At 59.6% G+C, this 21707-nt stretch carries 23 protein-coding genes and 1 tRNA gene; 5 read left to right on the forward strand and 19 right to left on the reverse strand.

The annotated features are described in order from the left end of the window. Nucleotides 1-404 precede the first annotated feature (404 nt). The 7 genes from DAUD_RS07630 to DAUD_RS11610 form a co-directional block, all read right to left on the reverse strand. On the reverse strand, nt 405-1736 hold the full coding sequence (locus DAUD_RS07630) for a transposase (protein WP_012301317.1): 1332 nt from the start codon (nt 1734-1736) through the stop codon (nt 405-407). Nucleotides 1737-1942: 206 nt separating this feature from the next. After that, nucleotides 1943-2584, reverse strand: a complete 642-nt coding sequence (locus tag DAUD_RS07635; RefSeq protein ID WP_012302592.1) for an XTP/dITP diphosphatase — start codon at nt 2582-2584, stop codon at nt 1943-1945. Beyond that, nucleotides 2553-3338 carry a ribonuclease PH gene (gene rph / locus DAUD_RS07640; protein ID WP_012302593.1) on the reverse strand — a complete coding sequence of 262 codons (786 nt, stop codon included), beginning with the start codon at nt 3336-3338 and terminating at the stop codon, nt 2553-2555. Before rph ends, DAUD_RS07635 begins: the two co-directional genes overlap by 32 nt. Nucleotides 3339-3384: 46 nt before the next feature. Then, entirely contained in the window at nt 3385-4146 is a 762-nt protein-coding gene (locus DAUD_RS07645; RefSeq protein WP_012302594.1) for an MBL fold metallo-hydrolase, read from the reverse strand. A 12-nt stretch (nt 4147-4158) separates the two neighbouring features. Then, a complete protein-coding gene (locus DAUD_RS07650) occupies nt 4159-5139 on the reverse strand; it encodes a 2-hydroxyacyl-CoA dehydratase family protein (protein WP_012302595.1) in 981 nt (326 codons plus the stop codon). A gap of 49 nt (nt 5140-5188) precedes the next feature. Further along, nucleotides 5189-6010, reverse strand: a complete 822-nt coding sequence (gene murI, locus DAUD_RS07655; protein WP_012302596.1) for a glutamate racemase — start codon at nt 6008-6010, stop codon at nt 5189-5191. Between the two features lie 158 nt (nt 6011-6168). After that, nucleotides 6169-8382 (reverse strand): SH3 domain-containing protein, encoded by a 2214-nt coding sequence (locus DAUD_RS11610; RefSeq protein ID WP_049752590.1) that lies wholly within the window; start codon nt 8380-8382, stop codon nt 6169-6171. Nucleotides 8383-8599: 217 nt separating this feature from the next. On the opposite strand from DAUD_RS11610, the gene DAUD_RS07665 reads away from it, so the two are divergent. Then, nucleotides 8600-9523, forward strand: coding sequence for a L,D-transpeptidase family protein (locus tag DAUD_RS07665; RefSeq protein ID WP_012302598.1), 924 nt, complete (start codon nt 8600-8602; stop codon nt 9521-9523). A gap of 11 nt (nt 9524-9534) precedes the next feature. Here the strand turns inward: DAUD_RS07665 and DAUD_RS07670 are convergent, their stop codons facing one another. Both DAUD_RS07670 and DAUD_RS07675 read right to left on the reverse strand, forming a co-directional pair. Next, on the reverse strand, nt 9535-10449 hold the full coding sequence (locus tag DAUD_RS07670) for a hypothetical protein (protein ID WP_041570874.1): 915 nt from the start codon (nt 10447-10449) through the stop codon (nt 9535-9537). Nucleotides 10450-10578: 129 nt separating this feature from the next. After that, on the reverse strand, nt 10579-11055 hold the full coding sequence (locus tag DAUD_RS07675; protein WP_012302600.1) for an EVE domain-containing protein: 477 nt from the start codon (nt 11053-11055) through the stop codon (nt 10579-10581). A gap of 402 nt (nt 11056-11457) precedes the next feature. Between DAUD_RS07675 and DAUD_RS12500 the strand changes: the two genes are divergently transcribed. From DAUD_RS12500 to DAUD_RS07685, 3 genes are all read left to right on the forward strand, one after another. After that, nucleotides 11458-11625: an OFA family MFS transporter gene (locus DAUD_RS12500; RefSeq protein WP_166485149.1), complete on the forward strand. Its 168-nt coding sequence runs from the start codon at nt 11458-11460 to the stop codon at nt 11623-11625. Between the two features lie 173 nt (nt 11626-11798). Further along, nucleotides 11799-12644, forward strand: a complete 846-nt coding sequence (locus tag DAUD_RS11615; protein ID WP_012302601.1) for a copper amine oxidase N-terminal domain-containing protein — start codon at nt 11799-11801, stop codon at nt 12642-12644. Between the two features lie 56 nt (nt 12645-12700). Then, complete coding sequence (locus DAUD_RS07685) at nt 12701-15661, forward strand: hypothetical protein (protein ID WP_041570875.1); 2961 nt, start codon at nt 12701-12703, stop codon at nt 15659-15661. A gap of 471 nt (nt 15662-16132) precedes the next feature. Here the strand turns inward: DAUD_RS07685 and DAUD_RS07690 are convergent, their stop codons facing one another. The 9 genes from DAUD_RS07690 to DAUD_RS07725 form a co-directional block, all read right to left on the reverse strand. Next, nucleotides 16133-16525 carry a hypothetical protein gene (locus DAUD_RS07690; RefSeq protein WP_041570876.1) on the reverse strand — a complete coding sequence of 131 codons (393 nt, stop codon included), beginning with the start codon at nt 16523-16525 and terminating at the stop codon, nt 16133-16135. Nucleotides 16526-16856: 331 nt separating this feature from the next. Next, nucleotides 16857-17183, reverse strand: coding sequence for a CopG family antitoxin (locus DAUD_RS07695; protein WP_012302603.1), 327 nt, complete (start codon nt 17181-17183; stop codon nt 16857-16859). Further along, the gene (locus DAUD_RS07700) at nt 17155-17463 is read right to left on the reverse strand and encodes a BrnT family toxin (RefSeq protein ID WP_012302604.1); all 309 of its coding nucleotides are present in this window, start codon (nt 17461-17463) and stop codon (nt 17155-17157) included. The genes DAUD_RS07695 and DAUD_RS07700 overlap by 29 nt, the downstream gene beginning before the upstream one ends. Nucleotides 17464-17725: 262 nt before the next feature. Beyond that, nucleotides 17726-18076 (reverse strand): hypothetical protein, encoded by a 351-nt coding sequence (locus DAUD_RS07705; protein ID WP_012302605.1) that lies wholly within the window; start codon nt 18074-18076, stop codon nt 17726-17728. Nucleotides 18077-18446: 370 nt separating this feature from the next. Then, nucleotides 18447-18563 (reverse strand): DUF2442 domain-containing protein, encoded by a 117-nt coding sequence (locus DAUD_RS12820; protein ID WP_464227246.1) that lies wholly within the window; start codon nt 18561-18563, stop codon nt 18447-18449. Nucleotides 18564-18609: 46 nt separating this feature from the next. Then, nucleotides 18610-18738 (reverse strand): hypothetical protein, encoded by a 129-nt coding sequence (locus DAUD_RS12955; protein WP_278183770.1) that lies wholly within the window; start codon nt 18736-18738, stop codon nt 18610-18612. Between the two features lie 65 nt (nt 18739-18803). After that, nucleotides 18804-18950, reverse strand: a complete 147-nt coding sequence (locus DAUD_RS12505; RefSeq protein WP_166485150.1) for a hypothetical protein — start codon at nt 18948-18950, stop codon at nt 18804-18806. 794 nt (nt 18951-19744) lie between these two features. After that, nucleotides 19745-19819: transfer RNA gene (locus DAUD_RS07720), tRNA-Arg, on the reverse strand. A 72-nt stretch (nt 19820-19891) separates the two neighbouring features. Beyond that, entirely contained in the window at nt 19892-20824 is a 933-nt protein-coding gene (locus DAUD_RS07725; RefSeq protein WP_012302607.1) for an L-lactate dehydrogenase, read from the reverse strand. A gap of 107 nt (nt 20825-20931) precedes the next feature. Here DAUD_RS07725 and DAUD_RS12510 point away from each other — a divergent pair, with 107 nt between their 5' ends. Further along, nucleotides 20932-21093: a hypothetical protein gene (locus DAUD_RS12510; RefSeq protein ID WP_166485152.1), complete on the forward strand. Its 162-nt coding sequence runs from the start codon at nt 20932-20934 to the stop codon at nt 21091-21093. 19 nt (nt 21094-21112) lie between these two features. Here DAUD_RS12510 and DAUD_RS07730 read toward each other — a convergent pair whose 3' ends face one another. Further along, a complete protein-coding gene (locus DAUD_RS07730; RefSeq protein ID WP_012302608.1) occupies nt 21113-21577 on the reverse strand; it encodes a hypothetical protein in 465 nt (154 codons plus the stop codon). Between the last annotated feature and the right edge of the window lie 130 nt (nt 21578-21707).

The following is a 21707-nucleotide window of genomic DNA, read 5'->3' on the forward strand; positions in this document are numbered from 1 at the left end:
GGTTTCCCTTCTTATTTCTCATTCTCCTTCGCTTTTTCTCCGCTTTTCTCCCTTGGGGTCAATTTTGCCGATCCGCCCGTTACCCATCCCTGCAAACCGCATAAAATCCGGATTGGACCGGGGTAAAATGTTTTTTCCGCAACTCTAAAACAGCCTATTTATCTTTTCTCCCGAACATCGCAAATGGCTTGGCTTCAGCGTTTTGCGTTGTAAGCATTTTTGGTCCCGACAAGGCAACGCCCACACCCGGCACCGGCTGTTCCCCAAGCCACAAAACACAGTTAGCAACCTAATATTGGGGTAAATGGAGTATATAGACTATGCCGCTCTGCCAAAGGGCAAACTTACCCCAGCGCCACTCTGGGCGTCTCTTGGCAGGTAATCTGTTTTCCGGTTGAGCCCCGTCAGGCCGCCTTCACCAGGCTCCTTAAGTCTATTCCTTGTTTTTGTCGCAGTCGGCCCACGGCCATCGCCAGCATCACCATCAGGGCCAACCCGCAACGCAGCTTCATCTTCTTCAAGCCCCGAATGAAATGCTTTTCAAATCCGTAGGCCTCGTCCAGGCGGGCATTTACCCTTTCTACCGCCGTACGCTTTTTGTAGAGTGTTTTCCACTTGTAGCTGGACCGCGCCAGCGGGGTGAAGATCCGCCGGTCTTCCACCAGGGGAATACGTATCCCACCGGTTGCGGCACATTGTTCCATGCCCCGGCACTCTACTCCGTAGTGCCGGGCCGGACAGCGGTATTTCAAGGTTTCCCGGTCTTTCTCAAATCCCCCGAAGGCCATCTCGCGACGTTTGTTTGTCTCGGGGCAGCAACAATAAACCGTTCCACGGTAATCGTAAACGATGTTCTCCTTACCGGTTACAAGCCACGTCTCCTCGCCGTCCCGCCACGTGTTGCGGATGTCAATCACGGGCTTGATCCGGTATTCGTCCCAGAGTTTCACGTTTAGCTTGATGTCGTCAAAGGCTTTGTCCGCCGCCAATGCCTCGCAGCGGGCCACAATCTCCGGATGCTCTTTCGCCACCCGATCAATGAGTATATGTCCCTCTTTCACGTCGCTGGCCGATGCCTTTGTCACCGCAAATCCCACCGGCAGTTCATAAACAGCGTCAACTACAAGGTGGAGTTTGTAGCCAAACCACCACACAACTTTTTCCCATAGGGTGCCGCCTTTCTTACGCCCCCGGTATGTTTTCCGGCCCCAGTCCGCATCGGTGTCCCGGCGCCCGTCAGGCTTTTGGACCTTCTCTTCTTCATCCCGCTTTTTGCCCCGGGCCAGACTGCTGACGGCTTTGCTGTCTATGGCCAAAATTCGACCGAAATCCGGTAGCAGCACTCTTATTTCATCCACCAGCCGCGTAAATATGTTTTCCACTTCGTCGGCGTGCCGCATCAGTTTCACCAAGATGCGGCTGTATATGTAAGAAGGCGGAACGGCATCCTCGCCCCGGGCCGGATCAAAACCGCAAAGTTCCCGCAACTGGCCGTTCCGGCAGAGTTCCCGCCGCAGGCTCTCCACAGACACGTGCTGAAATACGATCCCGGCCAGGATGGAGTTCCAAACCGCCCGCACCGGGTAATCATCCCGTCCCTTACCACGCTCTCTCTCCAGCTTTTGCATCAACTGCTCATCGGGCAGGTGGTTCACTACAAGCAAAAAACGTTCCAAGTCACCGAGTTCGTCGATTTCCTGCCACCCAAAAAGCCGCTGTTGTGGTATAATGGCCATAAGGGAAACCTCCTTCGTGGTTCTTTTTTGGTGGTTACAAAAAGGATTCTCCACAAAAGGGGGTTTTCCCTTCTTATTTCTCATTCTCCTTCGCTTTTTCTCCGCCTTTCTCCCTTGGGGTCAATTTTGCCGATCCGCCCGTTACCCATCCCTGCAAACCGCATAAAATCCGGATTGGACCGGGGTAAAATGTTTTTTCCGCAACTCTAAAACAGCCTATTTATCTTTTCTCCCGAACATCGCAAATGGCTTAGCTCCAGCAGTTCAGTGACTGCCCCGAAGGCTTTGGCCAGCGCGCGGCCCCGATGGCTGATCCGGTTCTTAGTCGCCAGGTCGAGTTCTCCAAAGGTCATATCGTACTCCGGCACGTAGAACAGGGGGTCGTATCCGAAACCTTTGGTCCCCCGAGGCTCGTAGCCAATGAACCCCTCACAGGTACCCTCGGTAAGTCGCTCGGTTCCCTCCGCGGTCACCAGAGCGATTACACAGCGGAAGCGGGCCCGCCTCTTGTCCCACGGTACTCCTTCCAGAAGCCGGAGTAATTTCTCATTGTTGCGGCCGTCATCCCGGGGTTCCCCGGCGAAGCGGGCCGAGTGCACCCCGGGTGCACCGTCCAGCACGTCCACCTCCAAACCCGAGTCGTCCGCCAGGGCCAGCTGACCGGTCCGGGCCGCCACCATCCGGGCCTTGGTCAGAGCGTTCGCTTCAAAGGTGTCGCCCTCCTCGGGAATCTCCTCGATCTCCGGGTAGGATGAAAGCGAGACGACCTCGACCCCCAGCGGGGCAAGCAGAGCCGCCATTTCCCTGACTTTACCTTCATTTCTGGTCGCCAGTACCAGCCGCGCCATTTTGATTTCCCCTCCGCTTCCCGATCTCTTCGGCCAGCGAACCCAGAACCGCCCGCTGTTGCTCCACCAGGCTCCGGATTCCGACAACCGCCAGGTCAAGCAGCCGGTCGACGTCCGCCCGTTCGAAGGTCGTTCCTTCCCCGGTTCCCTGTACTTCCACGAAACGGCCCGTCCCGGTCATCACCACGTTGAAATCCACCTCCGCCGCCGAGTCCTCCGCAAAGCACAGGTCAAGGACGGCCTCCCCCTCGAACAGGCCCACGCTGGTCGCCGCCACGTAGTCCAGCACCGGCAACCGCGGGGTCACGCCCTCAGTCACCAAGGTCTGCATGGCGTCTACCAGGGCCACAAAACCCCCGGTGATGGCGGCCGTCCGGGTCCCGCCGTCGGCCTGGATCACGTCACAGTCCAGGATGACGGTACGCTCCCCCAGGGCGGGCAGGTCGACTACCGCACGCAGGGAGCGGCCAATCAATCTCTGGATTTCCAGGCTGCGCCCCCCGGGGTGGCCTTTCACACTTTCCCGGATCCCCCGGACCCCGGTGGCCCGGGGCAGCATCCCAAACTCCGCGGTCACCCAGCCCTTGCCCGCGCCTTTCAGGAAGGTGGGCACCCGGTTATCGATACTGGCCGTGCAGATCACGCGGGTGTCACCCACCTCAATCAAGGCGGAACCCTCGGCGTATTTGTTGTAGTGCCGGGTGATGTACACCGGGCGCATCTGCGCCGGGGCCCGGCCGTCCACTCGAATCATTTCCGTCCTCCAGTCTTTTTGCGCGGCCGCCCCGCGGGGCACCGCTTCATATGCTGTACGTCTCACCCTCGCGCGCCGCCAGCACCGGCCCTCCAAAAGCATCTGCAGCCTCCGCCGCCAGCACCGCCGGGTCGTATTCCGGCCAGAAGTGGGTCAAAACCAGGCGTGCGGCCCCACTTGCCCGGGCCAACTCCCCGGCTTGGACGGAGGTGAGGTGTACCGCCTTCAGCTGGGCGCTGTCGCGTGCCAAGCCCGTGGCCTCACACAGCAAGAGCCCCGCCCCTGCCCAGTGACGGGCCAGTTCCGGAAAGTAGGCGGTGTCTCCCGAGTAAACGAAGCACCCCCGCGCACTGCCGCTGACCGCCACCCCGTATCCGGGGGAAGAATGGCGCGTGGGCAGAAACTCAATCTCCAGGCTCCCGGCGATGGCGACTCTCCGGTCCCCTTTCCGGGGGAGACTCTCGATCGTCCGGACCGTGAAGGCTTCATTGTCCCCGGCTAGGCGCTCAAATTCACCCCGAGGCTCTTGCGGCACGAACAGAGTCAGCGGTTCCGCGCGGCTGCCGTCCCTCCTGGCGCCCTTCAGCGCGTGCCGCAGGCAGAAGAGGTCGGCGCAGTGGTCAAGGTGAAAATGGGAGACGACAACGGCCGACAAGGCGCGGAAATCGACTGCCGCAGCCAGACGGCTGAAACTGCCGTTCCCCGCTTCCAGCAGCACCAGGGTCTCCCGGTCCCGCAACAGGTAGCCCGAACAGGCGCCCCCGGCCCGCGGGTAGGGGGCCCAACACCCCAGTACCGTAACGTCCATTCCCAACCCCTCCTACCGGAGCATTTCCACAAACGCCTCAAGGCGCACCCGGGTACGGGCGTCCAGCGGCCCCGGGTTATTCCCCTCAACGGTAAGCACCGGCACCCGCAGTTCGTGACGGACGATGAGGTCTTCGATCTGGCGGAAACAAAAACTCTGCACGTAGTGGATCACGCCGCGCACCGATCGCCGCTCGAGTTCCCGCTTGATGTCCTCGAGCCGGTAGAAGATCCCGTAGGGATAAGTGTACAGGCGGTACTGCTCTACCAAATTTTCCGTGTCAAAGGGCATGGTAAACTGGCGCTGGGTTTCGTTAAAGACGACGCGGGCCCCCAGTTGCTCCAAAAACCCGTAAATGTCGGCGTTGATCGGCGGCACCCCGATGTACGCCAGGCGGATTTCCTCACCCCGGGGCGGGGCTTGTCGCGCCCGGGCCAGGAACTTGTTCACCCTGGCCCGGAAAGACTCCGGATCACCCTCAAAGTCGCTGCACGTCACCTGGTAGAAGTGGTTGTCCCAGCCTCCGACCCGGTTTTCCTCCCAGGTGAGCCGGTCCAAGTCCCGTACCGCACCCCGGATTTCGCCCAGCCTGGCGCTGGTTTCACGTACCGCCGGCCAGTCTACGCCGAAATACTGCATCAGTTTCTCGATCTGCAGTTTCAAAAGGTCGTAATCCCGGTCGAAAGGGTAGGCGAAAGGAATGACGCACACCCCGGCCAGTTGCAGGGTCTCCATGAGGGCGTGGGTGTTGCTGCAGTCTCCCTGGGTGACCGCGATCACGGTGTCGAGAGTCCGGTCCCGGATCACTGTGCCGTAGATCCCCTTTATCCAGGCACAGATGTTGCGGGGGTATCCGGCGACCTCGGCCTCCTCCACCAGTTGACGCGGATCGGCACTGGTAATAAAAACGTTGTTCAGGTCCACCGGCACCCATCCGGCCGCGAACACGACCTCGCTCGGGATGGTGGTGGTGATACCTACTCGCCTGGTCACTGTCTCGCCACACTTTGTTAATATGATCTCTCGGGAAAGTTTCTTTGATTCACCTGAGAAGACAGATTTCGGTAACCGGCTCCGGCTCCCGACCCAGGAATTGTCCGGCCACCGCCCGGAAAGCGTCGGCGCTCCCGCTCACGAAGTAGCGGAGCGAAACCGTGTCCTGCTCCCCCTGCGCACCCGGGTTGTCTGCAGAAAAACCCCGCCGGAGCATATCAAGCCGCGCGGCCCGCACGGTAGCGGCCGCCGGGTCCACGAGCACCACCTCCGGACCAAGCACCCGCTCGATCACGTCCCGCAGGAACGGGTAATGGGTGCAACCCAGGATCAGGGTGTCGATACCTTGCTCTCGCAGGGGCTCCAGGTATTCACGCACCGCTTGTTCGGCCTTGGGAGTATCGGACTCCCCGGACTCGACCAGGGGCACCAAGCGCGGCGCAGCCTGGCTGAACACTTGGCAATTCCGATTCAGCGCCGACACCGCCCGGGCATAGGCGCCCGCTTTCACGGTCGCCTCGGTGGCAATCAGGCCGATTCTGCCGGTCGCCGACAGCCGGACAGCCTCGGCCGCTCCGGGCTCGATCAGGCCGATCATCGGCACCTGGAAACGGTCGCGCATTAGCCGGAGTGAAACGGCGGAACTGGTGTTGCACGCGAAAATGATGTAATCTGCCCCTTGACTGCAAAGAAAACCGATGATCCGTTCGGCGTAGGACAACAGCTCGTCCACACTTTTGTCCCCGTATGGAACGTGAGCGGTGTCACCAAAGTAAATCACGCGCTTTCCCGGCAGGATAACGGATACTTCCCGGACAACCGTCAGTCCCCCCACCCCGGAATCAAACAGGCCGACCGTGCCCTTTGCCAAACTGCTTCTCTCCTTAAAACAACCAAGCACTAGAAGCGACCCGTTCGCGGGTCTAGCATGATTCTATTCTGGTGCAACTGATTCCTGCATACACGGTAACCGGCGAAAAACCCCCGGGCAGCACCCGGGGGTTCAGGGTCTTCAAAGCCGACCGGGTGTTAGTATTCCTGGAAGTAATCCTGCAGTCCGGCCGCGATGGCCGCCGCGGCCCGATTCTGAAAGGCAGGGTCAGCCAGGAGTCTTTCCTCAACGGGGTTTGATATAAAGGCCACCTCCACCAAGGCCGAGGGCATGTTCGTAGCCCGCAGCACAGCAAACCGCGCCTGGAACAAGCCAAGGTCGTTCCTTCCCAACCCGGCAAGCAGGGCGGTCTGAAGTGCACCGGCCAACCTTTCCCTGGCGGCTATTTGACCCGGAGTCATAACGTCCGGATAAGGCCACCAGTAGGTGCTGGTGCCGTGCTTGGAGTGATCGACATTTGCATTGGCGTGGATGCTCACAAAAACGTCGGCGCCGGCCTGGTTCGCGATTTCAGCCCGTTGCAGGAGTTCCACGAACACATCCGATTGCCGGGTCAGGATTACCTCGGCTCCCTGCTGCCTGAGTAGTTGGGCCGCTTCCAGGGTGATGGCTAAAACAACGTCTTTCTCCCTCACGCCGGTGGGCCCGGTCGCGCCTGGATCCCTGCCGCCGTGCCCGGCGTCAAGGACTATGACCCGTCCCTGCATTACGTTCGCCACCGCGAAGATCTCCACGGTCAGGGTCCGCCGGTCCCCTGAAAGGTCCGTCTTGTAGCGGGTATGAGCCAGCCCCTGTTTGACGTCGCAGGCCAGCCGGAAGCGCCCGTCCGCTTCCCCGGTCCTGATTGTGCTCACAACAGGTGACTGCAGGGTCTGGGTCGCCGGAACCTGCCCGCCGGCGAAACCGTCGACGTCAATGACAATCCGGTCGGGGTTCGGCAGGCGGAAAGCCGAATACTCGATGGGTGTCGTGGAACTAACGGTAATGATCACCCGGTCTCCGGATACTCTCGCGTCAAACGAGATTTCCCCCCGATCCGGGTCCGCGTCACTACCACCGTTCACGGGTGGAAGACCGGCGGTATCAATATCCACTCGCACCGTCGCCGATTCCACCCACCCGAGGTTGCCGTTCGGCAACCGGATCTGGTACCAGCCCCCCCGCTCGGCAACCAGCGGCAACCGGAAACCCCGTGTGGCCTGGGCGATGGCCGTGTACTGGCGCCCGGGTTGGCTCCGTACGTCCACCGCTTCCACGTCCACCACTGCGTTGCCGACCAAGGCCCGTACCGTGCGGTCCGGCGGGTCCGTCGGATTCACGGAACCGGGGGCCGTGACCGGCGTCGGCTGCGTCGGGGCCACAGACGCCGGAGCCGCTTCCAACCGCACCAGCCAGCCGGCCACCCAGGCCGCCTGACCGTTCGCCTGGCGCACCTGCACCCAGTCACCCGATTTGCCCAACACCGGCAAACGAGCACCCTGCCCCGCCTGACCCACCACCGGGTGGTTCGTGCCCGCACCACCCCGCAAATTCACCGCTCCGGTGGTAACCACCGCCACCTGTCCACCGGTCGCCGTAGCCGGCTGCGTCGGGGCCACAGACGCCGGAGCCGCTTCCAACCGCACCAGCCAGCCGGCCACCCAAGCCGCCTGACCGTTCGCCTGGCGCACCTGCACCCAGTCACCCGATTTGCCCAACACCGGCAAACGAGCACCCTGCCCCGCCTGACCCACCACCGGGTGGTTCGTGCCCGCACCACCCCGCAAATTCACCGCTCCGGTGGTAACCACCGCCACCTGTCCACCGGTCGCCGTAGCCGGCTGCGTCGGGGCCACAGACGCCGGAGCCGCTTCCAACCGCACCAGCCAGCCGGCCACCCAAGCCGCCTGACCGTTCGCCTGGCGCACCTGCACCCAGTCACCCGATTTGCCCAACACCGGCAAACAGGCACCCTGCCCCGCCTGACCCACCACCGGGTGGTTCGTGCCCGCACCACCCCGCAAATTCACCGCTCCGGTGGTAACCACCGCCACCTGTCCACCGGTCGCCGTAGCCGGCTGCGTCGGGGCCACAGACGCCGGAGCCGCTTCCAACCGCACCAGCCAGCCGGCCACCCAAGCCGCCTGACCGTTCGCCTGGCGCACCTGCACCCAGTCACCCGATTTGCCCAACACCGGCAAACGGGCACCCTGCCCCGCCTGACCCACCACCGGGTGGTTCGTGCCCGCACCACCCCGCAAATTCACCGTCGGGTTGGTGACGACGGCCATCTGACTGGCCTCGACGCTCCTACCGGCCAAGCCAATGACTAGGAACAGGAAGACGGCTACCAGAACCAATCGTTTTGGCATTCTGTCGGCTCCTTTGTTGTAAGCTAAACGTCTGTTCGACATCGACCTCCCAGAACCCTGCTATTTAGGAAAAAAAGGCATATTTTACCTGTGTTCGGAGGTTCCCGCTGCTGGACAAAGTTGAATTTTGTCGGCGGCGTGCCTCCGGATTTCGGCTCGCTTGCATAAAAGAGCCGCTGTCAACCCCAGAATAATTGAAAAGGAGCGTTATAAAAGCATGTGGTGGAAAGCGCTTTTTCTGTTTCTGGCCTTCTCCCTGACCGCCGGTCCGGCTGAAGGCGGGGAGTTTTACCTGGTCTGCCCGCTGAATTGCGAGCAGCAGCGCTCGCTCTACGTGGACAGGACCAAATTCCTGGAGGGCAATGACGTCCGCGAAGTCCAGGAACAACTGCGGGCCGCGGGACTGTTCCAGGGACCGGTAAACGGCGTGTACGGCCCGATCACCGCCGCAGCGGTTAGAAGCCTGCAGGAAGCGAACGGTATCGAACCCAGCGGGGTGGTGGACGCGGAAACCTGGTACCTGCTCGCCCTGATGTCCACCCCGGTGAAAACCAGCGAACCGCTTCCCCCGCCCACTGGAGAGGTGGAAATCATTATCGACGTCCAAAAACGCACCCTGACCGTGATGGAAAACGGCTACCCGTACAAGCAGTTCCCCTGCGCCGTCGGCAAGAACGAAACCCCTACCCCGGTGGGCAACTGGAGCATCCGCCGCAAGGCGCGGAACTGGGGCACCGGTTTCGGCACCCGGTGGCTGGGACTAAACATCGACTGGGGCATCTACGGCATTCACGGCACCAACAAGCCTTACTCCATCGGCACCCGGGCCAGCCACGGCTGCATCCGGATGTTCAACCGGCACGTGGAGGAACTCTTCCCGTGGGTTGAGGCCGGCACCCCCGTGCACATCGTGGGCAACATCATGGGTCCCGAACACCGTCCAACCCTGGTCCACGGGGACCGCGAGTCCGGGGTTTTGGAAATCCAACGCCTGATGCAGAAACACGGGTATTATGACGGCCCCATCGACGGCATTTTCGGCTCCGGCCTCCAAAAAGCAGTGGTCCAGTTCCGCAAAGACCACAACCTACGGTACGACAACCGGGTGGACCGTGAGATGTACGAGCTATTGGGCCTTTAGGCGCCTGGACTTCAATTCAACTTGACGATTCTGGGCTTGAAGTCCAACCGCTGCAAGAGTTCCAGGTATTCTTCATTGCGGATCTCCGCCCACGGCTTACCGATCAGGGCCACGAACACGCCCTCCAGGACATTCGTTCCGAAGGAGCGGCCCTCGTACTCGGGAGTAGTCGTGACCAGGTATGAAGCACCGCGCTCCCGGAGCAGTTCCACGTCCGCGCTGGTGGTCGTGTTTGTCACGATGATCTTCCCGTCCAGAGCGGGCGGCAGGTAGCGCTGGATCAGGTGAAAATCGCCAGCCACCACCCGGGCCTCCTGGTAATAGGACGCGAAACGCCGGCCTTTGGATTCGTTGGTTACATCCTGTTTTTTCCCGGTCGGGTAGAGCAACTGGAAGGGCAGTTTGGTCACCACCGGGACGATCATCCGGGCCAGCTTCTCCAACTGGGCCACGGTTCGGATCGGGTAGGGGATACCAAGGATGAAGATCAAGTCCCCGAACACAGTGCGGCACCCGGCGTCGACGAACGCCTGGGCCATGCCGAAGCGGTCGGCCGCGCTGACCATTAAAACCGGGGTGCCCGGGGGAATCAAGTCAGTCTTTCGGGACAGGTGGAGGACCACCTCACGCTCCAGCGTCCGCTTCAGGCTGCTGCCGTCGACGACCGGTGTCTGCCGCACGGCCTCCATCAGCTTGAGACCATCGCGGATGGCGTACCGGCGGTCACGGATAAACAAGAAGACGTCGATGCCGCCCAATCCGATGGCATCGACCTTTCCGTCCAGTTCGCGCAATGTGGCCAGAGCCTTCTGGAAGTCCCCGTCCGTCCCGACCCGGCTGATTTCAAACTCTTCACCCAGAAGCTCCACCCGTACGGTCTTATTGCGTCTGGACGACCCCAGGCTGACACTGACCACCTTTTTCAAGCGTTTGCGCCCCCGTTCGACTAGCTTCAAGTCAATTTTAGCTAAGGCAGGACCCATTTGCAAATAGCACGCTTTATTGCCAATTCGCGGCTTGGCAAGCGGCACTTGCCGGCTCATAATTGTACCGCCTCACTGGGCGCTCTGCGTCACGATCAGGTCGAAATCTTCTTGGCCGATTGGAACGATGCCCTGCCGTAGGTACAGGCCGTAGTGTTTTTTGTCCCTGATGAAAGTAAGCGCCGGTACGAGGGGCTTCAAAGGAACTTCGTCCAGCCAGTAGATCACCAGCAACAGCGGGATCCGGCTGGAAAAACGGGTGATGCCCATCTCGGCCAGAAAAGCTCCGTCCTCCGCCGTGACCGGAGCAACCGGCCCGGAACACAAGCCTTGGGCGACAAAACTGCCGCCCCCCGGCCTTCCGCCCAGGTAGAATACAATGCGGTCTCCGCCCTTGATTCGGTTCCGGTAAGGGGCGGAAGCGGTGGTGTACCATACCAGCTTTTCGGTAAGGACCTTCCAGATTTCGTAGCTGGAGATTCTGCCTTTGTCGGACTGGACCGGCGTGGCCACAAAGACAAAGTGGTTAGGAGCATTGGCGTTCCTCATAAGGGCCTCCTTCCGAACCTAGGCTCTGCCACCTTCGCCTTCAACACAGCAAGACTGCTTTCTACATTCGTAGCGCTTCTCCTCCTGGGAATGACCGCCGGCAGTTCCCCAGTTCACGCCAGACATCCTCAGCCTTTATGCCTTTGCCGGCTTCGATTTCCTTATCGGGCTTCCCCAAGAATCGCCTGTTTATCCCGCAGATGGGCATCCATTTGGGCTACCTGTTCCTCCTAGCCGAGCAAGAGGGACATTTCCTCGGCCAGAGCAGACTTGCTTTGCTCGAAAGAGTTGCGCAGGCTTGCGCGCTCACATGATTAATGGGTGATCCGAAAATGGGATGGAAAAGCAAAACCCCGGAGTATAAAGCTCCGGGAGCGCTAAAGGGAGAGTTTCCGAGAGGCTATGGGGGTTAATTACGGGACGGTATTCACCAGTTACGGGGTGGGCGGCCTGGCGGGCCCGCTTTTGGCCTCTTTCTTCTATGGCACTACCGGAAGGTATGACACCGCGTTCATGATCGCTGCCTTTTTCTGCGTTACCGCGGCGGTCATGGCCGTGTTCACCCGGTAACCTCAAGAAGTCTTGTGCCGGGCGATAGATACCGGCGACTGATCAACCCCCGGAAAAAGCAGTCGGCCGAAAAGAACCACGCTCGGGAACGGGCGTGGTTTTCTGGTACTCTTGGGAAATCCGCACAACGGGTCAAGGCGTCTACCAGACAAAGATAGCAGGAGGAGATAGCCTTGCCCAAGCCGATGTTACTTAAGGTTTGTTGCCTGGTACTGGTATTGGCCCTGGCTTTCCCGATCAGCTTCGGGTTCGCCGGGAGTGGGAGACACCCGGGCAGGGTAAAGGTGCTGGTTGAGGAAGACGAGGTTACGTTTCCCGACGCCCAACCAGTCGTTGCCGGAAACCGGGTCATGGTACCGCTGCGGGCTGTGGCCGAGGCACTAGGCTGGCGTGTGAGCTGGAGCCCGAGCGCGCAGATCGTACACATTATCAAGAATGAGATCGAGGTTTCGGTAGCCATCGGCGGTTCGGTTTACCAGGTCGACGGTCAGCCCCGTGAGATGAACGCAGTACCGTTCTTGCAGGAGCAGCGTACGTACGTGCCCGTGAGGTTTGTTTCAGAGGGTCTGGGCTACGGCGTTTCCTGGGATGGGGCGAGTGCCAGCGTCCGGATCAAGCCGCCGGTTCCCGTGCGGGTGGAACCGCCCGCCGGGTTACTGCCGGACCGGGTGCGCGGGCACATTCCGGGCATGCTGCTGAGTTCCGAAGTGATCCTGGGCACCCTGTTTTTGGACGGCTGTCCCACGATCCAGGTAATCCAGAAGCACGCTCTGCGGCCCGCGGACGGAGATTTACGGGCGGCGCTGGAGGCGGCGGTGGGGCAGGAAGTAGTGGTCGTCGGTTACTATCTGCCGGGGGAACGAGTCTTTGAGGTGCGAGGTGTTAAAATGGAAAAGTGGGCGGAAGGCTACCCCGGCCACATCCCCGGCAAACTCCGGGCGGTGGACCTGATCTACGGCACCTTGTACCTGAATGGACTGTATTGGATTCTTCGGTTTTACTTGCCGGATTCAAGATAATTGCTCCAGGTAAAAGCAAATTCCTATCCCTTATTCTTTGTTAGGGGGAATGATAGGTGGGTATCATGTCCATAATTTTGACCTTAATTGTCCTGATGTCATATATTATCTTAGCTCCTGCACCGGCAACGGCCACTGTGCCGGTGTCCTCCACCATCGCCGGCCAGAACCGCTCTGTCTATGTTTCGCTCCATTACGAGGATGCCAGCGAGAGAATGGCGGTTATCAAGGCCCGGTTGCAGCAGGACGTACATGCCCTGGAGCACGTCTTCCAGTCCTTGCAGGAAACAGGCGAGCTCGACGGCCGGTATCCCAACTTGCTTGTCAGGGCCGGGTATCACCCGGATGCTGAAAGCGGCTTCGCGCCGGCAGCCGCCACCCTTTCCCTAACTCCTGCTGTTGCCCTGACCAGCGGTTTTCCCATGGAAGGACCGCTTGACGGAATCTATCGCGCTGAAAACCTGGGCCGGGCCTACGTGATTGACACAACCGCCGGCCTGCTCTCTTTTGCTGACTTGCTGGCCCTTGTTCTGCTCTTGCCGCGCCTGAACGAGCAAAACCCGGTGCTGACCGTAAGCGACGAGGAAACTCTGGCGCAAGTCAAAAACAGCCGAGAACACCAGGCTTTTAGCAAACTCCGGCTGGAATTGGGCCCTTTTGGAGCAGGGGGTACGCCGGAAGGCCTGGTTCCCGTCTGGCAGGCAGGAGTTTTCTCTTACCGCGCTTATGATCTCTCGGGCAACAGGCTTTTTGAACTGCAGCCGCTGGATTATTATCTGGCCAGGCCTTCCTGGTCGCCGTCCATTTCCCGCTTTCTCGCCTATGCCACAGAGAAAGAGCTGTATTTTGTTGAGCTGTTTTCCAGAAAGACTCACCGCATTGACCTGCCGGCTCTTTTTCCTCAGAGGTATCTGCAGATCTCCGAGAGCATCGAGCTGGCCGTCAGCCCGCAGGGGAATCATATTTACTTTACGCTGAGCTTTAATCTGCCTGAGGAATTCTGGGAAACTGGAAACCACACCTATGTTTTTGCCCCGGACACCGGGGAGGTCCGGGTTGCCGAAGCAAAAGCGCCAGGAGCGGCGGAGCCGGCCCCCGAATCGTCTCCGGGAGCAGTGACTGGGTTTGTAGATCCCCTTCCCGGGTATGTTTCACCCGTCTATCAATTGGGCGGTATGGGTGGTTGGCAGCCGGGGCGGATAAGCCGCTACGAGTACGAAAGCTTTGTCAGCCCGCAATGGGCCGCTCTTTTGCCAAAGGACAGCCAGCTTGTTTTTTTTCCCGCCGGGTTATTAGCACAAAGCCGCTTTCTCGCCTACGGCTCGCAGGAAGAAATCGTTGTCTTTGATATCATAGAACAGGAGTATTATCGCTTAAACTTAAAAGAATTGCACCCTGCCGATTACAAGGGGATTAGCAATATCCGGTTTGCCCAAAACCCAACGGGAGACAAAATCTATTTTTCCCTTGAAGGCTACGGCTTTATAACGGCAGCTTACATTTGGGATATTTTCACAGATGCACTGGAGCAGTCTGGTAAAACCTTGGAGGAAATGCAGCAGGAAGGGTGGGCGGAATTTACCCCCGGGGCCGCGAACTACTTGTTGCCGCCGGGCAGCAAGGTGCTCGCGGGGAATGAGGCTAGAAGAGCCATCTTTAGCTATATGTTATCTCTCCCGGCTGGTGCTCTTGTATCCCTCTTAGCCTGGCTCGGGGTGCTCTTTTTCGCTTTTGTATTACCCTTTGTGCTGGCCTACGCGGCAACCTTCCTGGCCGCGCTCAAGCTAAAGAGTGCTAGGCTGCTGTCGGGCTCCGGACCGGCATTAACCACAATGCTGTTTGTTGCCCTCTCTGTTCTGGCAATCAGGCTTACGTTGCCTTACGGTAATACGATTGAGCGGCTGGTTTATCCCTTACCCTGGGTTTACGATTTAAGGAGTCCTGCTGCTATGCTTTTTATGTGGGGCTTTGTAACGGCTGTGATGGCTGTGCTAACCATCCTGGTTTTTTACCAGGCCCGCGTTCTGGCCCGGGCTTTTTTCCAGGGTTCAGCCGGTTTCCACCGGGAGGGGAAAATCGTAGCCGCCTCTGCCTACGCAGTCTACGGCTTGGCCGGAGCGGTGTTGTTTTACTTATTTTATGGTTTTGTGGGAACAAGGTTATTAGATAGATTATTACCAGGGCTACCAAAGGAGTTGGATTTTCTGCTTGTTCTGGCAGTGCTGTTTCTGCTCTGCCTGGCAGTATCCTTCTTTCTTTTGCAGGCCACTCCGTCTGCTGCCAGATACCTGGCTGCTGCCGCCGCTTTCCTGGGAATTGGTATTATAGGATATCATAGTGTCAGCTACTTCGGGGATGTCAGCGGATATTATTCCTTGTCTGAAGCTGTAAGGCGGTTTATGCTGGAGAGCTGGCTTAGAAATTTGGCCGCCATTTTACCCTTAACGTTGATTTGCATAGCCTACCTGTTCAGAATGGAACTTTTGCGCCGCGGCCGGACACTGAAAGCACCGGCAGCGCTCGCGGCGGCTGTCCTGATTGCCGTATCGGCAATGGCTATTCTTCTCTTTGGGGAGCGGCTGCTTTGGTTCGTGTCGGGACTGGGATACTTCGCCTTGCCGGTTGCCTTCGCCCTGTTTGCGATAACAGCCATATCAATCCTGACCGCGCTTGCGTATGTTTTTCGCCCCCCTGGCCGGCAGCCCTTACCGCCTGAAGCGCCATCATCTGTTGTAACGCCCACCGCAGAGGATACCCTAGCGCCAACCACAAAGAGGCTTAAGTTTCCGGTCGGCCAGGCGGCTGCCGGTGTTTCAGCCCTGCTGGTCTTCATCATCTTGATAATTGAAGGGGTAACAGCGGTTCTTCCGGGATACTTAGGATTGCCGCTGCTATTACTATCCCTTTTTTACCTGGCCGTATCGTTTGTCTTTTATCTTGGCCGGTTATTAACCGTTCGTTTGGCTGGTTTGCTTTTTACGCCCGAGCGTATCAGTGAGCTGACTTCCAAACCATAGCCGCCGGTTTTTCCCGGCTTGGGCTTTAACGAGTGTTACCTTGCTGGGGTTTATTTGTGCGCTTATTGTTTTTGTTATTGTGGTTTAGAGAAGATGGAAACAATATTTTGTGCGAAGTGAAGGCCCCGGAAGGGATTGTGTACGGTATGGATGAATGGAAATAGTTATGGTGCGTATTCCGGTGAAATCGGCCACCTGTTCCGGTTTTTCCCGGCCACCCGTTCCGGAGTTTCCGGCCGGGGGTCGGAGCGTAGCGCTGCGGGCGCCTGATGCGCCGCCGTCACCGCCAAAGCCTTGCCGCCGTAGGCTTCAAGGCCGCTCCAGGGAATTTCCAGTTCGCCCGTTTTCCGGTCGGGAATACGCGTTTATATACCCCCGCCGGAATTTTGCACATCCGGCCTTCCGCGAAGCCTAGAGAATTAAGGCTTTCCGGGCTGGAAGATACTAGCAAAGCGTGACATTCGACTTGGTTTAACCTGCCGCCCGGTTCCTTTCCCTGCTCCTCTGTTTGCGGGCGCGGGTATGGTCGCGCTCGACCATCCGGCGGCAGGTGTCGGAGCAATACTTGTTCTTCTCTTTCCCAGGCTCGTCTTTCCCAGGCTCGGGCACGAAGAGCTTCTTGCAGGTCTCGCACCTCTTCTCCCGCTTCTCCCTGGCCTCCCGGTCCACGGACACCACAGCACCGCAGGCGAAGTACTTTTCTCTCGCGGGCGGGTAGGCGTCCCTGATGTGCCGCCCGCAGTCCAGGCAGGAGACCTCCACCCAAGCCTGCCTGTTTTCAGGCGGCCGCCAGGCGGGGAGATGCAGCGGCCCTTGCTCTTCTTCCCGTGTCTCCCGCCGCCAGGAGCGGCCCGAGTCCTGCACCGTGCGGTCGAATTTCTCCTTGGCGTCGGGGTTCCAGAAGCCGTTGTGCGCCCTGGTGTGGAACGTCGGTGCTGATCCCGCACCCCGGGCACCTGGCGTAGCAAGTGTAATTGTCCCACACGAACACCTGGGACCTGCCGCAGTAGGGACACCAGGCGACGCCCTTCTTCGGGTCGGGCTTGAAGCTCTCGGGCGGGTGTGTCAGACTCGTGCCAGGCATACTTTTGCCGTTCACCTCCTTTCGGCCCTGCCCGCCCCGGGCGGGTTTCTGCTCCCTGAAAACAGAAAGGGCCGGGATTTCTCCCGGCCCGTCTCTCACCGCACCTTCGGCCTACGCCCGCTTCTCCTGCTCCCTCCTGATCGCCTCCGCGATCCAGGACCGCAGAAGGGTTTGGTAGGGTATGTCCTTCTCCTTCGCTATCCGCTTCGCCGCCTCTATCTGCGACACCCGCAGCCGCAGGGTCACGCGCTTGGTCTTGGACCGCTCCGCGATCTTCGCAGCCAGCTCGGGCGCAAGCTCCACCTCGTCGGGCTCAAACAGACCCTTTTCCATCGCCTCGGCGAAGCTGTACCGGTCGAAAAACTCCGCCACCTCTTCCTCGCTGGTGAATTCCGGTATCTCGTCGCCTTTAAACTCCGGCAACTCTTTCCTCGGCATCTCTCAACCCCTCCTTGTCGCGGCGGTAGTACCGCCTCTCGGCGGCCGTCATATCGCGGGCCGTGACCACCCGGACGACACCGCCCGGCTTCACCACGAACACCACGAAGAGGTACCGCCCCGCATCAGTGCGCCCGAACACGGCCTTTAAACTCTTCCGCGCCCTGCGGAACAAAGGCCCGCCGAAGAAGGCTTCTTCGGTCTCTTCCGGCCTCACGCCGTGCCTGGCGATGTGTCCGACGTTCCGGGCGTCCCACTCGAACCGCGTTATCTTCTCCAAGCGGCTCCACCTACCTTAATCTTACCGTTATCTTACCGTTCCGTGTTGCTCTTGTCAATACAAAGGACCGGGAGAGCGCTCCCGGCCCCGCTTCCTAAGCGTTTAATCCGGCGGCCACTCTCGTTTCGATATAAGCGAGAGTTCGGCTAAGGCGTCTTCGCGGGCCTCCCACTTCGGTTTGGGAGGTAATTCGTTCTCGAAATCTTCTTGCTCTCGGATATGGCGGATCGCCGCCGCGAAGATGTTCTTATAAAGCTCTAAGTTAAAGCTCTAAGTGCGGTTCGACCGGGTAACCGCGCCGCCACGCTTCGTATACCAGCGGCTCGGACTGAACTCCCCATTCCCGGTGAACCTTCCAGGTGCGCTGCTTCGTCATCGCCCAGAGGATGTTGACGATGATTTCGCGGGCTTCTCCCTCGAAACCTTCCTCGGGGAGCAACGCGTCCCACAGCAGGGCGGGAAGCTCCTTGAAAATCCTTTCGGTTAGCAGGTACTTTTCCGTGCCTGGAAACCATAACCGAGCGACCAACGCGGCGTACAGGTCGCGTAGGTCGGGGCGGTCTTTGTTCAGCAACTCGACGCACTTTTCCCGTCTCGAATCCGCCCCGCTCATCGCGGCTTCCCGCCTCCTTCCGGTGCTTTCTTTCCGCGCCCGGGACTTAACTATCTCGGGGTGATCTCGGAGTGCCGGTATCAGCGCGGGGTCGTACACCGCGAATTCACGCTGGTGCGGTATTTTCATAAACCCACAAGGTTCCGCCACCTTCCTCACCGCGGCGACAGTAACGCCCAATATATCGGCCATTCTGGACGCTGAGATGCCGGGGGTGGCCCTTAAGCAACCGGCCGTATGGCTTTAGATCCAAGTCTTTGGGGTCTTGCAAAAGATCGCCTCCCTCCTCTTTGGTTGGTTTGGGCCGGGTGGCCCTGCAAATGGGGAGCGGCCCGGTTGGGCCGTTCCCTTGAGTCTCGCTCGGTTTTTCTTACGCGCCCGCCTCTTCGGGCAGTTTCAGCGGGACGCTCCGCGCGTACAGCACGTCCGGGTCTAGGTCGGCCCCGTTCGGCCAGACCACGGTGCCGGCGCCCGGGTCAACCTTCACCTGCCGGAAGAAGGCCGGGTCTTTCAGCGGCTCGAAGACCGGCCCCTCAAGGAAGGGGGCGCACGCTGACCACCCGGTATTCTTCCGTCTCGAACTCCAGGATCAGGTGATGACTCCCGATGGGGTACGCGCTGCGGATTTCGTGCAGGACGGTTTCCACTCCATTGCTGTACATTTCCGTCACCTCATTTCGGCGCGGGCACCTTGAACAAGGATTTGCCTTGCTGCGCCCGGTGGCAGTTACCGCTTGGCCCGCGCCAGGCCCTCGTCTCGGTGCCCGTGCGCCAGCACCAGGCCACCGGCGGCAGCGAGGGCGGCGAAGAGAAGAACATCCGGCACGGCCGCGCCGCGCTCGTCGCAGAGAAAGAGAAACGACAAAACATTCATCGCATTTTCCTCCCGCGGTATTTTGGTGTCAGCTTGCTATATCGGAACGCCGTGGCATCCCGCTTCGCCGCCCGCCCCCGCCAGTTTCGCCGCGGCGATTTCGGGGTCGCTCTCGTCTATGTTACGCCGCCAATTCCAAACACCCGCTAGAGCGCAGACTGGCAGGCCGTGCGCCCAGCCAGCGAGGGGCTTAAACTCGCCCTCAGTGATCCATATCTCGGGTTCGTTTAAGTCTAACCTTGGCGGCACAAAGAGCCTAGGCGATACCCCCGCAGGTCGGTTATACTTCTGCGTTTTACCCGGCTTGTCCCGCCCGGGCGCGTCATGGTGTTTTTCGAGGGGTTTTGGCAGCAGGATCAAAGTGGTCCTTTTGGTGGTTTTTACGCCGTCCTGGGAGACTGGATTACTTCGCATTCGCCGATTTCCAGTGAAGATAAAGATACCTGAGCTTGACCGCCTGAACCCTTGCTTTCTTACTGTGCGGGTGCGCCGTATACCGCTTTTGCCAACCCACCGGGCGTGTTGATGCCACGGCTCACGGCTTCCAGAACGATCTGCTTACGCTTTTTCAACCGCCGCATATCTTATCACTCCGTCAAAATTTTTCGGCCGGTTCGCCCGACTCCTACCAAGCGGAAGGCCCCGCACCTCCTCCGGCGCAGGGCCTCCCTTGCTAATCTCTTGCTAATCCACGCCCGGAAACAAGCGGGTTTCCGGGGACACCCGACCGCTCCTCCCGGTGAAACAGAAAAACCCGCAAAGCCTTGATTTTCGCGGGTTTACGCTTGCCTGTATGGTGCGCCCGGCAGGAGTCGAACCTGCGCACCTGGCTCCGGAGGCCAGCGCTCTATCCACTGAGCTACGGGCGCAATGCACAAATAAGTATACCGCAAATTTAACGTTGACGCAACCCCGATAATTTTACAGTGCACACAGTCCAATTACAGTCCGTTGTCGCGCTGCGCTTGCTTCAAGATGCCGGCCGAGTAACAGAGTGCCTGCTGCTCTTCCGGCGCAAGGGGTATATCCAGCACCTTCACCCGCCCCCGACGGCCCACGATGGTAGGCAGGCTGAAGGCCGTATCCGTTACCCCGTAGTACCCGTCCACCAGTCCGGAAACGGTCAGGACGCTTTCCTGGTCCCGTACCACGGCCTCGCAGATCCGCCGCACGCTCAGGCTCACCCCGTAATAGGTGGCTCCTTTGCGAGCGATGATTTCGGCCGCCGCCCGGCGCACCCGCTCGGACAGATCCTGTCGGTCAGGCCGCGGCACCCCGCGCCGGTCGCAAAAATCGTCCACGTGTATCCCGGCAATGGCCGCCCGGCTCCAGACAAACACCTCCGAATCGCCGTGCTCTCCCAGCACGTAAGCGTGCACGTTCCGGCCGTCCACCCGGCAGTGGCGGCTCAACAAGTACCGGAAACGCGCGCTGTCCAGAACGGTGCCGGAACCGATAACGGCGTTTTCGGGCAACCCGGAAAAGCGTAGGGCGGCGTAGGTGAGTACATCCACCGGGTTGGTAACCATCAGCAGCACCCCGCCGTTCCAGTACCGGAGCAACCGGTCCATCACGTCCCGGACTACTTTGACGTTCCGGGCGGCGAGTTCCAGGCGCGTTTCCCCGGGGCGCTGGTTCGCGCCTGCAGCAAAGATAACGATTAAGGCGTCCCGGCAGTCCTCGTAATCGCCGGCGTAGATTCGGACCGGCCCGGTAAACGGGGTGCCGTCGGCGATGTCCATCGCCTCCCCTTCGGCCCGGTCCCGGTTGATATCGATCAGGACCAGTTCGTTAGCCAGGTCCGCGGTCAGCAAGGTATAGGCCACGGTCGCCCCCACTGCCCCCGCGCCAACAACAACCACTTTTACAGCCACGGAATAGTCACCTCCGGACGGCGTTTCCCGGGGACCGGGAATAGCACCCTTCTAGAGCGTAAATACTCTTTAAGAGTATAACCAGTTCAAAAAAGGAGGGCAACAAGTTGTTCAGAGCGCTTTCTTGGATCCTGAAGGTGCTTCTGGTACGGTTCGTCTGGAACAAGGCCATGGGAGGGGTTCGGCGGCGGACGACCAGAGTCTTCACTTTGGATAATCTGCTCGGACAATCAGTGGCCACGTGGTGGCAGATGCGTAAACTCAAATAGCTTTGGCGGGTCAAGACCGTCAGTAGCCCCAGCGGTACTCGAAATCAGCAATCCGCCAGCCAGACCCGGTGCGGACCAGATCCCAGCGTCCCTCACCGGAAAACTCGGCATTGTCGGTCCAGTCCCGGAAATAGAGGTCCGCCGTCACCCGGGCCCGGTCCTTGCCGATCCAGAAATCCGTCCACCTCAGGATCGACGCCGGGTTAACGTTGTCGGTCCGCCATTGATCCCAGACTGCTTCGGTCACGGTGCCCAGGGCCGGATCCGTGTATATCCCGGCCAGGATACGTTCCAGCTCAGCCCGGTCCCTCGCCTGGGTATAGTCCAGCGACCCGACCGCACGTTCGATCACCCGCTCAATATCCTGTTCATCACCGGCTTGCCCACCGTAGTGACCGGCCTGACCGCCGAGAATCACCGGCCGGAAAAAAACCAGCAGCCCCAGTCCAGCCAGGATCAGGCCATAAATGAGGTACCGCTTCAAAACACCCACCCTGTAATATTTTACCAATACTACAGTGTCGGTGCTACCACATAAAAACCTCATATCTGTCGAACTTCTGGAAACAAATAAAACAAAATATTAACGTAGATTGTCTGGAGGAGGTACCGTC

The sequence above is a fragment of the Candidatus Desulforudis audaxviator MP104C genome, assembly GCF_000018425.1.
GTDB classification, from domain to species: Bacteria; Bacillota; Desulfotomaculia; order Desulfotomaculales; family Desulforudaceae; genus Desulforudis; species Desulforudis audaxviator.